Raw genomic sequence first — 15398 nt, forward strand, 5'->3', positions numbered from 1 at the left:
TAAAAGAAACAGCGGCTCGTCCGCTGTTTCTGCATTAACGTGGATATAAGAAAAATAAATAGTGACGTGCTTCGCAACCTTGTCGTTGTGTAATAAACAAACTGGTACGCTGAGTTAATATTATGTTAACAGTTTGTTTATTGCCTGGGGTTGTGATGACGACGAATACGCATTTTAGAGGTGATGTATTGAAAAAGGTTTGGCTTAACCGTTATCCCGCTGGTGTTCCCGCGGAGATCAATCCTGACCGTTATCAATCCCTGGTGGAACTCTTTGAACACTCAGTAAGACGGTATGCCGATCAACCCGCGTTTATGAACATGGGGGAGGTGATGACCTTCCGCAAACTCGAAGAGCGCAGTCGGGCATTCGCGGCTTATTTGCAACAAGGACTTGGACTGAAAAAGGGCGATCGCGTGGCACTGATGATGCCCAACCTGTTGCAATATCCCGTTGCACTGTTTGGGATTTTACGTGCTGGCATGATAGTTGTGAACGTGAACCCGCTGTACACGCCTCGCGAGCTGGAACATCAGCTCAACGATAGCGGTGCATCGGCGATCGTCATCGTCTCTAACTTTGCCCACACGCTGGAAAAAGTAGTCGACAAAACGTCTGTGCAACACGTGATCCTGACGCGTATGGGCGATCAGTTGTCCACCGCCAAAGGGACGCTGGTTAACTTCGTCGTGAAATATATCAAGCGTCTGGTGCCGAAATATCACCTGCCGGATGCCATCTCGTTTCGCAGTGCGCTGCAAAACGGCTACCGCATGCAGTATGTGAAGCCGGAAGTCGTGTCAGAAGATTTGGCTTTCCTGCAGTATACCGGTGGTACCACCGGTGTGGCGAAAGGCGCAATGCTCACGCACCGTAACATGCTGGCTAACCTGGAGCAGGTTAATGCCACCTATGGTCCGTTGCTGCATCCGGGCAAAGAGTTGGTGGTAACAGCCCTACCGCTGTATCACATTTTTGCGCTGACGATGAACTGCCTGCTGTTTATTGAGCTGGGCGGTCAAAATCTGCTGATTACCAACCCGCGCGATATTCCCGGACTGGTAAAAGAGCTGGCGAAATATCCCTTCACCGCGATGACCGGCGTCAACACGCTGTTTAACGCGCTGCTGAATAACAAAGAGTTCCAGCAACTGGACTTCTCGTCACTGCACCTTTCTGCAGGCGGCGGGATGCCGGTTCAACAGGCGGTAGCGGAACGTTGGGTGAAGCTGACGGGGCAGTATCTGCTGGAAGGCTATGGCCTGACGGAGTGCGCTCCGCTGGTGAGCGTCAACCCTCACGATATCGACTACCATAGCGGCAGTATCGGGTTACCGGTTCCGTCTACCGAGGTCAAACTGGTGGATGATGACGACAACGAAGTGCCACCGGGAGAACCGGGCGAACTGTGCGTGAAAGGTCCGCAGGTGATGCTGGGGTACTGGCAGCGACCAGACGCCACAGACGAAATCGTCAAAGACGGCTGGCTGCACACCGGCGATATTGCGGTGATGGATGATGAAGGCTTCCTGCGTATTGTTGATCGTAAGAAAGATATGATCCTGGTCTCCGGCTTTAACGTCTATCCGAACGAAATTGAAGACGTGGTGATGCAACATCCAGGTGTGCAGGAAGTGGCTGCCGTTGGCGTTCCATCAGGCAGCAGCGGTGAAGCGGTGAAAATTTTTGTGGTGAAGAAAGACGCCTCGTTAACCGATGAAGCGCTGGTTACTTTCTGCCGTCGTCACCTGACGGGCTATAAAGTACCGAAGCTGGTGGAATTCCGTGATGAGTTGCCGAAATCTAACGTCGGTAAAATTTTGCGACGAGAATTACGTGACGAAGCGCGCGGCAAAGTGGACAATAAAGGCTGAGCGTTAAGACAGCCAGCAGAAAGCGCCGGATAATCCGGCGTTTTTTTTGGCGAAAACCTAAGAGAGCACGATTTGAATTATCAAATGATCACCACGGACGACGCGTTGGCCACGCTGTGCGAAGCCGTTCGTGAATTTCCGGCGATAGCCCTGGATACCGAATTTGTTCGCACGCGTACCTACTACCCGCAGTTGGGACTGATCCAGCTGTTTGATGGCAAACACGTTGCTCTGATTGACCCGCAGGGGATCACCGACTGGTCGCCGCTGCGCGATATCCTGCGTGACACTGCGATCACCAAATTCCTGCATGCCGGAAGTGAAGACCTCGAAGTGTTTCTCAACACGTTTGGTGAGCTCCCGCAACCACTGATCGATACACAGATTCTGGCCGCCTTTTGTGGGCGTCCACTGTCGTGGGGCTTTGCTGCGATGGTGGAAGAGTTCACCGGGGTGGTGCTGGATAAAAGTGAATCACGTACCGACTGGCTGGCCAGACCGCTGACTGAGCGGCAGTGCGAGTATGCGGCGGCAGATGTCTGGTATTTATTACCGATCACCACAAAACTCATGGCAGAAACCGATGCGTCCGGCTGGTTGCCCGCCGCGCTGGACGAATGTCGTTTGATGCAACAGCGTCGTCAGGAAATTCTGGCACCCGAAGATGCGTGGCGAGAAATTACCAATGCCTGGCAGTTGCGTACCCGTCAGCTCGCCTGTCTGCAACTGCTTGCCGACTGGCGACTGCGTAAAGCGCGCGAGCGCGATCTGGCGGTAAACTTCGTGGTGCGTGAAGAGCATCTGTGGGCGGTGGCCCGTTATATGCCGGGCAGTCTGGGCGAGCTGGATAGTCTGGGACTTTCCGGGAGCGAAATTCGCTTCCACGGCAAGACACTGATCTCCCTGGTAGAAAAGGCACAGGCCTTACCGGAAGAGTCGCTGCCGCAACCGTTGCTGAATCTGATGGATATGCCGGGTTATCGCAAGGCATTCAAAGCCATTAAAGCCCTGGTGGCCGATGTGAGTGCGGAGCAGAATCTTAGCGTGGAACTCCTTGCTTCGCGTCGTCAAATCAACCAACTGCTCAACTGGCACTGGAAATTAAAGCCGCAGGCGTCCCTGCCGGAGCTGATTTCCGGTTGGCGTGGCGAACTGATGGCCGACCGCCTCAAGACGCTGCTGCTGGACTATCCACAGTAAGCGTTCAGGCCGACCGGGGAGTCCATCGCTTATCCGGTCGGTTAAATTCTACAAATCAAGCACCAGGCGTTTGCCTTTGGCACGTGAACAGCAAATAAGCATGCTCTGCTGGCTGGCTTTTTCGTCGTCGCTAAAGTATTGATCGCGGTGATCCGCTTCCCCTTCAAGAATCGTCGTCTCACAGGTACCGCACACGCCTTCACGGCACAGACACTCGACTCTGGCAGCTTTGTTATTTTCGATAACCTGCAGAATCGTCATCTCTTGCGGAACGACAAACTCACGTCCGGAACGTGCCAGCACGAGGGTGAAAGCATCACCGCTCTTATCTTCTACCGCAAATTGCTCGAAATGTAGCGTATTGTTATCCAGACCGTGGCGGGCGGCCTCGCTTCTTACGGCATCGTTAAGCGCGGCCGGGCCGCAGGTATAAATATGGGTGCCGGGTTCTACATCGGCAAGCAGATGTGCCAGGTCGAGGCGTGTGCCTTCACTCGAAAGGTGCAGATGAATGCGATCGGCCTGGCGGTGCTGTTTCAGTTCATCATGAAACGCGCAGTTTTCAGGGCTGGGTGAACAGTAATGTAGCTGCCACTGTGCCTGGGCGCTTTCGAGTTCCGGGATCTGCGACAGGAAGGGCGTAATACCGATGCCGCCAGCAATTAACAAATGCTTTTGCGCCTGCGGTTCGAGGGCGAAAAGATTATTGGGCGTGGAAATCGTCAGCGTATCGCCGGGTTTGACCTGCTGATGCAGGTATCGTGAGCCGCCTTTGGAATTCTCCTCCAGGCGCACAGCAATTTGCCAGGTGCGGGTATCCAACGGCGAGCTCATCAGCGAGTACGCGTTGCTATAGAGATTTTCGCCATCGCGCATCTGCACGATGATATGGCTGCCGCCCTGGAACGCAGGCAACGGATCGCCTGAGGCAGCCGTTAAGGTGAAGCGCTTTACATGCGCGGTAATCGTTTCAATCTGACTGACCTGAACTTCTCGCATTTGATATTCAGACATTGCGGCACTCCCTAAAAATTCTGTCCGGCGCGGGTTACCCGGCGCGCCGGAATCTGTCGTTACAGCCCCTGGCAGAGATATTTCATCTCCAGGTAATCTTCGATACCGTGTTCAGAACCTTCTCGCCCCAGCCCTGATTGCTTCACACCACCGAAAGGGGCGACTTCATTCGAGATCAGTCCGGTATTAATACCGACCATGCCATACTCCAGTTGCTCTGAAACACGCCAGATGCGTGCGGCATCATTGCTGTAGAAGTAGGATGCCAGTCCATAAATGGTGTCATTTGCCTGGCGGATCGCATCCTGTTCATCTTCAAACTTCACCAGCGCGGCGACCGGTCCGAATATCTCTTCCTGGAGCAACTGCGTGCCCGGCTGCACGTTGCCGATGACGGTGGGCGTAAAATAGTTTCCTCCCAGAGCATGGCGTTGACCCCCGGTTAATAGCGTGGCGCCCCGCGTCAGCGCGTCATCAAGAAGCGACTGCACTTTGTCGACGGCGGCGCTATTGATCAGCGGACCGGTTTGTACGCCGGGTTGCTCACCGTTGCCGACTTTCATAGCGGCGACCCGGGCCACGAATTTCTCGCAAAACGCGTCATAAACAGCCTGATGAATGTAAAAACGGTTCACGCAAACACAGGTCTGTCCGGCATTGCGGAATTTAGCCACCAGCGCGCCTTCAACGGCTTTGTCGAGATCCGCGTCCTCAAATACGATAAACGGCGCGTTGCCGCCCAGCTCCAGTGAAACCTTTTTGATAGAATCGGAACACTGGCGCATCAGTACGCGCCCTACCTCGGTAGAGCCGGTAAACGACAGTTTGCGTACGCGATCGTCTGCGGTGAACAATGCACCAATTTCGCGGGACTTTCCGGTCACGACATTGATAACACCCGCCGGAATACCGGCCTGACGTGCAAGTTCTGCCAGCGCCAGAGCGGTAAACGGTGTTTCGTTGGCCGGTTTTACTACCATCGTACAACCTGCAGCCAGCGCGGGACCGGCTTTGCGGGTGATCATTGCCGCAGGGAAGTTCCATGGTGTTATTGCCGCGCAGACACCGATACCCTGACGGATAACCATCAACCGTTTATCCGTCGCAGGCGAGGGGATAATCTCGCCATTAGTACGTTTAGCCTGCTCGGCAAACCACTCAATAAACGACGCGGCATAGACAATCTCTCCTTCCGCCTCAGCCAGCGGTTTGCCCTGCTCGGCGGTCATGATTTGCGCCAGCGCCGTTTTGTTGTCGAGAATTAAATGATGCCAGGCTTTAAGCAACGTGGAACGTTGGGCTGCGGTCATTGCCCGCCAGGCAGGAAGCGCCTGAGAGGCGGCATCAATGGCGCGTTGCGCCTCTGACATTCCCATGTTGGGAATTTGTCCCAGAACGGCCCCTGTTGCCGGGTTGCTGACCGACAACGTGTTACTGTCATCGGCATCACACCACAGTCCGGCGATAAACGCCTGCTGGCGAAAAAGTGAAGTCTGAAAAACGGTCATGACTAACTCCTTCACTGATTAATCCTGAAACACCTGAGCGACCAGGTTATGGAAATGGGCAATGCCATGTTCGGAGATTCCGCTACCGCTGGTATCCGCCATAATGCGTCCCTGTCCACGATAGCCACGTGATTTCAGACCTTTTTGTACGCTCTCAACCAGGCGTAAATCCTCAGGGCGGAAGACATTGCGATACCATTCGATCAGCGCTTTTTGCTCTTCGGTCAGCTCTTCATTAGTGAAATAGATGTCGTAGTTTTGCAGTGTGGTTTCTGCATCCACCGGGAATTCATAAATAACGGTCATCATGCCTTTGATTGGCGTGACGTTAAGCATGGTGCACGGCCACAACCAGAAGCCGTGGAACGCAGCATCAACACCTTCTTCGAACTTAAACGATTGTTCAGAGGGTTTGGCAAAACCGTATTGCAGCGTCCAGTTGCCGTGCATGGTATGCCAGTAACGGTCAACCTGTACTGAGTCGGAAAAACCAGGGTGGGCCGGACCGCAGTGGTAGCACTCCAGATAGTTATCAACGATATTTTTCCAGTTGGCCGGCGTGCGGGTAGTGAAACGCGCGGCGAGTTTCAGATCGTGCACGTCAGGGCAGGCCTCGACGACTTTGGCTGCCAGTCCCGGAAGCTGATCTTCAACGCTACCGGCGTTCGGGTCCATATTGATGAATACAAAACCGGCATATTCTTCGAGTCGCACTGGTGTCAGATGAGCCTTCTCACTGTCAAAGTTGGCGACGTTTTCACAGTTACGGGCATGAGCCAGATTGCCATCAAGTTTGAATGCCCACGCGTGGTAGGGGCAGGTAATCACGTTCTTGGCTTTCCCTTCGCCGCTCAGCAGTTGATGACCACGATGCGGGCAGACGTTGTAGAATGCTCGCAGTACATTATCGCGGCCACGCACCAGCACGATGTTCTCACCAATCACTTCACGCGTGACATAGTCATTTGGCTTTGCCAGTTCGCTGCTGTGGGCAACACAAATCCAGCTTTTGGCAAACACGTTCTCTTGTTCGTGTTCAAAAGCCTGCTGGTCGGTATAGAACCGTGCCGGGATAGTCCAGGCGTCCTGCGGATTGGCACAAAAATTTTGCGGCAGAATAAACTCAGGGCTCAGATTGCTCATTGGATTACCTTTAATTTGTGAGTAAGAAGATTTTTGACTGGCGCTTAATTGCCGCCTTTGAGTAGTGTCCCAGCCGGTGGCGTGACAGGCGCGTCGCCCGGTGCTTCGGGAAGATGACTTTCAATTTGGTGAGCAGGAACATGGGCATAATCCTGCCGTACCCAGCGAAGAAAACCGCCGACCTTTACCAACAGGATGGCGAGGAAGGGAAGGGCGGTCAGTACCACCGTGGTCTTCATTGTTTCCAGAGACGCACCGGTGAATAAAATTGATAATGGAATTAATGTGATGACCACACACCAGAACAAACGTAAGCCACGTTCAGGATCATCCCCTTCCTGTAGATTACGTGTGCTGGTGGCTGCCATGGTGTAGGCCACAGCATCCATATGCGAGGCAAGGAAAATAATCATGATGGCCAGATACGCGACCAGGAACAGCTTCCCGGCAGGCAGTGACATCAGTACCTGCTGCACAGCCGTTTCTCCGCCCTGCGTTGCCATGATCTGCGGGATATCAATCACGCCATTGACAAACTGATGGATAGAGTAGCTCTCCATCACCCCGAAGAAGAACCAGCAGCCAACGGTGCTACCGAGGATTAATGCCCAGATAACCTCTTTAATTTTGCGACCGCGGGATACGCGCGTGACAAACATAGCGACGCCCGGGGTGTAGGAGATCCACCACAGCCAGTAGAACACCGTCCAGTTGCGGGTAAACTCACCGTTACCGAGTGGATCGGTAAACAGACTCATCTGCAAAAAGTTTTGTGTCGTCAGGCCAATAGCGTTGATGATGTTATTGGTGATGAATTCGGTTGGGCCGACAATCAGTACCACCAACGGCAGTAAAAATGCCCCCCAGCCGACCATTTTGCTCAGACGTTGCAGACCATTGTTGATGCCAATCCAGGAGCTCAGGCAGAAAATGCCGCCAGAGAACAGGATCACAAAGGCTTGCACCGTGAAGTTATCCGGTAAACCGGTGAGTGCTGATAAACCACGAGTGAAGGTTGCAGCGGTAACGACCAGGGAGATGGTTAACGCGCCGACGGTGGCGATCAGGAACATCAAATCGACCAGTCTTCCCCATACGCCCTGTGGATGAACGCCGGTGATAGCAGCAATTATCCCGGACAGGCTCAAGCCTTTATTTTTACGCACATGGAAATGGTAGGCCATGGTTAACGAGGCCAGCGTGTAGGTCGCCCATGCGCTGATCCCCCAATGGAAAAAGGAGTAAGGCAGACTGAATTCCAGGGCCTTTTGTGAGTGTGGGGCGATGTTCAGCCCCGGCGTTTGGTAGTAATAAGCCCATTCAGCAACCCCCCAGTAGAGCGTGGAGGAGCCTAATCCAGCGCAAATAAACATAAACAGCCAGGAAAGGGTACTGTATTCCGCTTTACCTTCACCGAGGCGAATATTGCCGTATTTGCTGGTGGCCAGCCAGACAACCAGCCCCATGGCCATGAGGACCAGGATCTGCACGGCGGAACCCAGCATTCGGGTCACGCCGTTAAAAATGGTATTTGCAACTTGTGCAGACTGCTGAGGGAAGAAACTGAGTGTGGCGGCGATAAAAAGAATAGCCACCAGGCTGATGGCTATCAGTGGCACATCTTTTTTCTTTACGTTGCTCAACATGGATGATCTCCTGGGCATAGTCGCCCGCGTTTGGCATTAGCCTGTCGTTGTTATCATGCTGTAGGGTAAGATTTTGTCGCTTCGTATTTAACAATTTTATTATTTGTTCTTTACATGAATTAAACAATTGCCTGATGCGTGAAGCAATAAAACACGGAACGGAAATAATAAAAGGTGAATTCACGCAGGTTATTTGACGTACAGAAAACATAAAAAAACCGCGTCAGTGACGCGGCTCATATTTCGTGGTTTGACCTCTAACGCAGTGCCCGGCAGATAGCGTCAGCTACCTGTTGAGTGGTGGCATTGCCTTTCATATCCGGCGTTTTCGGTCCGCTGGCAATAACCTGTTCAATCGCAGCCAGAATGCCATCGTGGGCCGCCTGATAATTCGCATCGCCGTTGCCAAGGAAATCCAGCATCATCGCACCAGCCCAGATGGTGGCAATTGGGTTAGCAATATTCTTGCCGTAGATATCCGGGGCCGAACCGTGGACCGGTTCGAACAACGATGGGAAGGTTCGTTCCGGATTTAAGTTTGCCGAAGGTGCAATGCCAATCGTGCCAGTGCAGGCAGGTCCCAAATCGGACAGGATGTCGCCAAACAGGTTAGAGGCGACCACCACGTCAAAACGCTCTGGCTGCATCACAAAGCGGGCGCACAGAATGTCGATATGCTGTTTATCCCAACGGATCTCGGGATAGTGAGCCGCCATAGCTTCAACGCGCTCATCCCAGTAAGGCATGCTGATAGCCAGGCCATTGGATTTGGTCGCCGAGGTCAGGGTTTTACGTGGGCGGTTTTGCGCCAGCTCGAAAGCGTAACGCAATATACGATCCACGCCGCGACGGGTGAAGACCGACTCCTGAATGACCACTTCATGTTCGGTACCCTCGCTTACGCGCCCACCCAGTGATGAATACTCGCCTTCGGTGTTTTCACGTACAACGTAGAAATCAATGTCGCCAGGTTTCTTACCCGCCAGTGGGCAAGGAACACCAGGAAACAGGCGTACCGGACGCAGGTTGACGTATTGATCGAACTCCCGACGAAACTTGAGCAACGAGCCCCATAGTGAGATGTGATCCGGTACAGTGTCCGGCCAGCCGACCGCACCAAAGTAGATAGCATCGAAGGATTTCAACTGTTCATGCCAGTCATCGGGCATCATCTTGCCGTGATGCATATAGTACTCGCAGCTGGCCCATTCCATTTGCTCAAAGCTGAGCGACAACCCCCAGCGCTCAGCGGCCGCTTGTAACACATGAATGCCTTCAGGCAGGACTTCTTTACCAATGCCATCTCCGGGGATAGCGGCAATACGACAGGTTTTCTTCATAGCAGCTCTCACTTGTACGCCATCAAAATTGACTTTCCCCTTATCCTATAATTGACTGATTAATAGTTAATCCCTCCAACTGGTGAAACATAAAACACAGATCATGAATAATCTGCCGCTGTTAAATGATTTACGCGTCTTTATGCTGGTTGCCCGCCGTGCGGGTTTTGCCGCCGTTGCCGAGGAGTTAGGCGTTTCACCGGCTTTTATCAGTAAGCGAGTTGCCCTGCTGGAGCAGACGCTGAATGTAGTGCTGCTGCACCGGACTACACGACGCGTAACCATCACGGAAGAGGGGGAGCGGATCTACGAATGGGCTCAGCGGATCCTGCAGGATGTGGATCAGATGATGGATGAGCTGTCTGATGTCCGGCAGATCCCGCAGGGGATGTTACGTATTATCAGCAGCTTTGGTTTTGGTCGCCGTGTAGTGGCTCCAGCGTTGTCAGCGCTGGCAAAAGAGTATCCGCAGCTGGAGTTGCGGTTTGACGTTGAGGATCGGTTAGTCGATCTGGTTAATGAAGGTGTCGATCTTGATATCCGCATCGGGGATGATATTGCACCCAATTTGATCGCACGTAAGCTGGCGACCAATTATCGAATATTGTGTGCATCACCTGAGTTTGTGGCGCAGCACGGTACACCGAAGCAACTGAACGATCTGTCCACGTTGCCCTGCCTGGTGATTAAAGAGCGCGATCATCCATTTGGCATCTGGCAAATGCGTAATAAAGAGGGCGTGCACTCGATCAAGGTGACGGGGCCGCTCTCCTCCAATCATGGCGAAGTTGTTCACCAATGGTGTGTCGATGGTCAGGGGATTGCGCTACGTTCATGGTGGGATGTCTGCGATAACATCGCCAGTGGGCATCTGGTTCATATATTGCCTGACTATTATCAACCAGCAAATATTTGGGCCGTTTATGTGTCACGTCTGGCGACATCGGCAAAAATCCGTATTACCGTGGAGTATTTACGTCGCTATTTTGCTGAGAACTACCCGAAGTTCAGTTTGGAATAAATGGGGCGCAGCCTGGACTACGATCAAAAATAAAAAAGGCAGAATAATCTGCCTTTTTTCAACCATGACTCATTTACAAAAGATGCTATTTAGACTCTTCTGCTTCAGGCAAAGTCACGTTAAGTTCGAGGATAGAAATATCGCCGTCTTTTTGTTCAAGCTGTACGGTGACCATTTCAGGATCAATTTGTACATACTTGCAGATAACCTCGAGAATATCTTTCCTCAGTTGCGGTAAATAATGTGGCTCTGCGTCACTACGACGACGTTCCGCAACAATAATCTGCAGTCGCTCTTTAGCGATGTTCGCTGTGCTCTTTTTCCGCGAGAGAAAAAAATCCAGTAATGCCATAACTTATCCTCCGAACAGGCGTTTGAGGAAACCTTTCTTCTCTTCTTCAATGAAGCGGAAAGGACGTTCTTCTCCCAACAGACGGTCTACGGTATCAGCATAGGCTTTACCGGCATCAGCATTGATGTCGAGAATAACCGGCTCACCCTGGTTAGACGCGCGCAGGACTGACTGATCTTCAGGAATCACACCAACCAGCTTGATTCGCAGAATTTCCAGTACGTCTTCCATGCTGAGCATGTCACCTTTATTTACGCGGCCAGGGTTATAGCGCGTAAGCAGCAGATGCTCTTTAATCGGATCTTCGCCATTTTCAGCGCGACGAGATTTCGACGCCAGAATACCCAGAATACGGTCAGAGTCACGTACAGAAGACACTTCCGGGTTGGTGGTAATAATGGCTTCGTCGGCAAAATACAGGGCCATCAGCGCGCCGGTCTCAATACCTGCCGGGGAGTCGCAGACGATGAAGTCAAATTCCATCGTTTTCAGGTCGTCCAGAACTTTCGCGACGCCTTCACGCGTCAGCGCGTCTTTATCACGAGTCTGTGAGGCCGGAAGAATAAAGAGATTTTCGGTACGTTTATCTTTGATCAACGCCTGATTTAACGACGCATCGCCCTGAATAACGTTGACGAAGTCATAAACGACGCGGCGTTCACAACCCATAATCAAATCAAGGTTACGCAGGCCGATATCAAAATCAATAACGACAGTTTTCTTTCCCTTCTGGGCCAAACCTGTAGCGATGGCCGCGCTGGAGGTGGTTTTGCCAACGCCCCCTTTACCCGAAGTAACAACAATAATGCGTGCCATAGAAATTCCTTGTTAAAAAGGGATCAATTCAACGGTTGAACTGTCAAAGCGTTCTCTGCCAATTGCAGACGTGCCGCTTTGCCATAAAATTCTGCTGGGATTTTATCACTCAGCCAATAAACACCTGCGATAGACACCAGTTCTGCCGTCAGATGGGTACAAAAAATTTGCGCTTCCCGATCGCCGCTTGCGCCCGCCAGTGCACGGCCTCTCATCATGCCATAAACGTGAATATTGCCATCAGCGATAAGCTCTGCGCCCGCACTGACGTGACTTGTAACAATCAGATCACATTGTGGAGCATAAATACGCTGACCGGAACGAACCGGTACATTTATTAATCGTGTTTTTGTGATGGGAGTAACGTTTTGTGGCGGTACGGCAGGTGCCGGAGTTTCAACAGGTGCGGAACGAATGGCTTTTTCTTTACCTTCTGTCAGTAAAGGAAGACCCATTTCGTCGATTTCAGCTTTGAGTCTGGCATCTTTGCATCCGCTAACGCCGATAATGCGCAATCCAGTAGACGCGACAACTTTCTGCAGCGCTGACCAGTTTACCGGACTTTCAAGACCACTCACGTTAACTACGACGGGAGCATGTTTTAAAAAAGCAGGTGCCTGCGCGATTTTGTCTTCCAACGCCTGACGAATAACCTCGGGTTCTGCTTCATGTAAGTGAACCACTGATAAGGTGAAGCTACTGCCTTTAAGCTCGATTGGCGTGTTTGACATCCTGGCCTTACTCAATTTGCTATTTATCATCCCCAGTGCGGGGTGATATTCCGAAGACTATAAGGCATGTTATAGTCAGTATTATATTGAGGCAAGCCACCATTCCGTGAATTCAGAGTAAAAGATATGTTTTGTGTGATCTACCGAAGCAGCAAACGTGACCAGACCTATTTATATGTCGAAAAAAAAGACGATTTCTCGCGTGTTCCTGAAGAACTGATGAAAGGGTTTGGCCAGCCAAAGCTGGCAATGATTTTACCGCTTGATGGTCGTAAAAAACTGGTTAATGCCGATCTTGAAAAAGTAAAACAGGCACTAACCGAGCAGGGATATTATTTACAAATACCACCGCCGCCTGAAGATTTACTCAAACAGCATTTATCTGCGGTAAAAGAAAATACATCAGACGCTAAACGTTAAACTGCATCCGGCAGCAGCATGTCTCATCGATGCAGTACCTGAAATCTATGACTACGTTAGGGGAAAGTAATGTATCAACATCACAACTGGCATGGTGCTCTGCTGGATTATCCGGTGAGTAAAGTGGTTTGCGTCGGTAGCAATTATGCAAACCACATTAAAGAGATGGGGGGAGCAACGCCGGAAGAGCCAGTGTTGTTTATTAAGCCTGAAACTGCGCTGTGTGATTTGCGCCAACCGCTGGTCATTCCGGCGGATATGGGGTCCGTCCATCACGAAGTTGAACTGGCCGTGCTGATCGGTGCAACCCTGCGCCAGGCGACAGAAGAGCATGTGCGCAAAGCCATCGCTGGCTATGGTGTGGCGCTGGACCTGACCCTGCGTGATATTCAGGGCAAAATGAAAAAAGCGGGCCAGCCGTGGGAAAAAGCGAAGGGTTTTGACAACTCTTGCCCGCTGTCGGGGTTTATTCCGGTAGCGGAATTTAACGGTGATCCGCAGGATACTCAGCTCGGATTAACGGTGAATGGCGAAGTCCGCCAGCAGGGCACTACGGCGGATATGATCCATCATATTGTCCCATTGATTGCTTACATGAGCCGATTTTTCACGCTTAAAGCCGGTGATGTGGTATTGACTGGGACGCCAGCTGGCGTTGGGCCGTTACACAGCGGTGATGAGCTGGCTATCAGTTTCCATGGTCAGACGCTAACCACCCGGGTGCTGTAACCTCTGCTTGCCGCCTATTTCGGGCGGCAAAACTTGCATCAACGTGCCAGACTGGTTATAAGGTGCAGCTTTAGTGAAATAGCGGATACCCTGATGAGCGACATACCTTTCTGGCAAAGTAAAACCCTTGATGAAATGACCGATGCCGAGTGGGAGTCATTATGTGATGGGTGCGGCCAATGCTGCCTGCATAAGCTGATGGATGAAGACACCGACGAAATCTACTTTACCAACGTCGCGTGTAAGCAACTCAATATCAAAACCTGTCAGTGCCGTAATTACGAACGTCGATTCGAGTACGAGCCTGACTGCATCAAGCTGACGCGCGATAATTTGCCGACTTTTGAATGGTTGCCGATGACCTGCGCCTATCGTCTGCTCGCGGAAGGTAAAGGGCTGCCGGAGTGGCATCCTCTGCTGACGGGGTCAAAGGCGGCAATGCACGGTGAGCGTATTTCAGTACGCCATATCGCGGTGAAAGAATCAGAAGTGCGTGACTGGCAGGACCATATATTGAACAAACCTTCATGGGCGGACTAAGCCGCCCATCGATTAACAGGCGTTAAGGATTAAGACTTTTTCGCCTGATACATCTCATCACTATGGTTGTCATCTTCAACCCAGAAATTAATGTTGAACTGCGCATCGTCGCTTAATTCAACACGATGCCAGTACTGCGGTGGGCTGGTCGCGAACTGTCCGGCATTAATGACTACTTTAACTTCAGGTTCTTTTGCGTCTTCATTGGCAAAGCCGTAATACGTTACAGTGCCTTCCATCACGCAGAGTTGTCCAAAAACGCCGGCTGCTGTGTTGTGGTGAGAAAGCAGGGCGGCCGGGACATTGTCTTTCGTAAAGAAGGGAGTAGAGCGTTTAACTTTCCAGTTTGCCGGGATGCGTAAATGGGACATAAGACATCTCCTTTGTATGGCATCTATAAGATGTATTTAATATACATCTTATAGATGCCAGCAAGCAATAACATTATGGCAAAAAAAACGCTCCCGAAGGAGCGTTCTGTTAGCGACCGAAGAGGTCACGTTTTTTCGGTTTAAAGGGCTGAGCAATCAGCACCAACACTGCAACGACCAGATACGCGGCAAAAATCCCCAACAGCCACTGCGGCATCTCCAGGGTTAAAAATGACCACTGACGCTCAGCGCAGTCACCGGATGCCATAAATACCTGCGGCAGCCATTTATCCAGCGGTAACCAACTCGGGAAGCGCGCGGCAAAATCACAGGTCATGAACGGTGACGGGTGAAGCTGAATCATCGTGTGTTCATACGCTAACTGAAGCCCGCGCCAGGCGCTGTAAATCCAGATAAGCATTGCCACATAACGCAGTGGCGTTTTTGGGGCAATTGCGCCCACCAGACCAGCACCCATCACGCCAAATAATGCGCTACGTTCGTAAATACACAACACGCAGGGTTTTAGCAGCATGACATGCTGGAACCACAAGGCAACAAGTTCCAACGCCAGGGCGGTTAGCGCCAGCAATAACCACGCTCCACGCCCACGGGAGCACTGGTTTAAAAATCGCAACATAATAATTTCCCTGCAACATGCGTAGAGACCGCAGTTTAAACCAATTCAATTTA

Annotated in this window: 16 protein-coding genes; 6 read left to right on the forward strand and 10 right to left on the reverse strand. The window is 51.6% G+C overall.

Going from position 1 to position 15398, the window contains the following annotated elements:
- Nucleotides 1-188 precede the first annotated feature (188 nt).
- Together fadD and rnd are read left to right on the forward strand one after the other, a co-directional pair.
- A complete protein-coding gene (fadD, locus tag G8S19_RS09500) occupies nt 189-1874 on the forward strand; it encodes a long-chain-fatty-acid--CoA ligase FadD (RefSeq protein WP_005122193.1) in 1686 nt (561 codons plus the stop codon).
- Nucleotides 1875-1958: 84 nt separating this feature from the next.
- Nucleotides 1959-3074, forward strand: a complete 1116-nt coding sequence (gene rnd, locus G8S19_RS09505) for a ribonuclease D (protein WP_061068055.1) — start codon at nt 1959-1961, stop codon at nt 3072-3074.
- A gap of 48 nt (nt 3075-3122) precedes the next feature.
- Here the strand turns inward: rnd and G8S19_RS09510 are convergent, their stop codons facing one another.
- The 5 genes from G8S19_RS09510 to G8S19_RS09530 all read right to left on the reverse strand — a co-directional run bounded on the left by G8S19_RS09510 (nt 3123) and on the right by G8S19_RS09530 (nt 9725).
- Nucleotides 3123-4088 (reverse strand): PDR/VanB family oxidoreductase, encoded by a 966-nt coding sequence (locus G8S19_RS09510; RefSeq protein WP_124020942.1) that lies wholly within the window; start codon nt 4086-4088, stop codon nt 3123-3125.
- Nucleotides 4089-4147: 59 nt separating this feature from the next.
- Nucleotides 4148-5596, reverse strand: a complete 1449-nt coding sequence (locus tag G8S19_RS09515; protein WP_124020941.1) for an NAD-dependent succinate-semialdehyde dehydrogenase — start codon at nt 5594-5596, stop codon at nt 4148-4150.
- Nucleotides 5597-5614: 18 nt separating this feature from the next.
- A complete protein-coding gene (gene yeaW / locus G8S19_RS09520) occupies nt 5615-6739 on the reverse strand; it encodes a carnitine monooxygenase, oxygenase subunit YeaW (RefSeq protein ID WP_061068052.1) in 1125 nt (374 codons plus the stop codon).
- 44 nt (nt 6740-6783) lie between these two features.
- Nucleotides 6784-8385 carry a BCCT family transporter gene (locus G8S19_RS09525; protein ID WP_048211417.1) on the reverse strand — a complete coding sequence of 534 codons (1602 nt, stop codon included), beginning with the start codon at nt 8383-8385 and terminating at the stop codon, nt 6784-6786.
- Nucleotides 8386-8642: 257 nt separating this feature from the next.
- The gene (locus tag G8S19_RS09530; RefSeq protein ID WP_048211418.1) at nt 8643-9725 is read right to left on the reverse strand and encodes a tartrate dehydrogenase; all 1083 of its coding nucleotides are present in this window, start codon (nt 9723-9725) and stop codon (nt 8643-8645) included.
- A gap of 103 nt (nt 9726-9828) precedes the next feature.
- On the opposite strand from G8S19_RS09530, the gene G8S19_RS09535 reads away from it, so the two are divergent.
- Nucleotides 9829-10746 (forward strand): LysR family transcriptional regulator, encoded by a 918-nt coding sequence (locus tag G8S19_RS09535; protein WP_137345949.1) that lies wholly within the window; start codon nt 9829-9831, stop codon nt 10744-10746.
- Nucleotides 10747-10831: 85 nt separating this feature from the next.
- On the opposite strand, the gene minE is transcribed toward G8S19_RS09535, so the two are convergent.
- The 3 genes from minE to minC are packed head-to-tail and all read right to left on the reverse strand — an operon-like array spanning nt 10832 to nt 12645.
- Nucleotides 10832-11098 (reverse strand): cell division topological specificity factor MinE, encoded by a 267-nt coding sequence (minE, locus tag G8S19_RS09540; RefSeq protein WP_001185666.1) that lies wholly within the window; start codon nt 11096-11098, stop codon nt 10832-10834.
- A gap of 3 nt (nt 11099-11101) precedes the next feature.
- Nucleotides 11102-11914, reverse strand: coding sequence for a septum site-determining protein MinD (minD, locus tag G8S19_RS09545; protein WP_003020956.1), 813 nt, complete (start codon nt 11912-11914; stop codon nt 11102-11104).
- A gap of 23 nt (nt 11915-11937) precedes the next feature.
- Complete coding sequence (minC, locus tag G8S19_RS09550) at nt 11938-12645, reverse strand: septum site-determining protein MinC (protein ID WP_048211420.1); 708 nt, start codon at nt 12643-12645, stop codon at nt 11938-11940.
- Nucleotides 12646-12771: 126 nt separating this feature from the next.
- On the opposite strand from minC, the gene G8S19_RS09555 reads away from it, so the two are divergent.
- From G8S19_RS09555 to G8S19_RS09565, 3 genes are all read left to right on the forward strand, one after another.
- Nucleotides 12772-13065, forward strand: a complete 294-nt coding sequence (locus G8S19_RS09555) for a YcgL domain-containing protein (protein ID WP_048211421.1) — start codon at nt 12772-12774, stop codon at nt 13063-13065.
- A gap of 69 nt (nt 13066-13134) precedes the next feature.
- Nucleotides 13135-13794 (forward strand): fumarylacetoacetate hydrolase family protein, encoded by a 660-nt coding sequence (locus G8S19_RS09560; protein WP_048211422.1) that lies wholly within the window; start codon nt 13135-13137, stop codon nt 13792-13794.
- A gap of 93 nt (nt 13795-13887) precedes the next feature.
- Nucleotides 13888-14334: a YcgN family cysteine cluster protein gene (locus G8S19_RS09565; RefSeq protein ID WP_003020944.1), complete on the forward strand. Its 447-nt coding sequence runs from the start codon at nt 13888-13890 to the stop codon at nt 14332-14334.
- Nucleotides 14335-14363: 29 nt separating this feature from the next.
- Here G8S19_RS09565 and G8S19_RS09570 read toward each other — a convergent pair whose 3' ends face one another.
- A complete protein-coding gene (locus tag G8S19_RS09570; protein ID WP_016153372.1) occupies nt 14364-14705 on the reverse strand; it encodes a DUF1971 domain-containing protein in 342 nt (113 codons plus the stop codon).
- A 109-nt stretch (nt 14706-14814) separates the two neighbouring features.
- Complete coding sequence (dsbB, locus tag G8S19_RS09575; protein WP_005122248.1) at nt 14815-15345, reverse strand: disulfide bond formation protein DsbB; 531 nt, start codon at nt 15343-15345, stop codon at nt 14815-14817.
- Nucleotides 15346-15398: the final 53 nt, after the last annotated feature.

The sequence above is a fragment of the Citrobacter sp. SX206 genome, from assembly GCF_024181025.1.
GTDB lineage: Bacteria > Pseudomonadota > Gammaproteobacteria > Enterobacterales > Enterobacteriaceae > Citrobacter > Citrobacter youngae.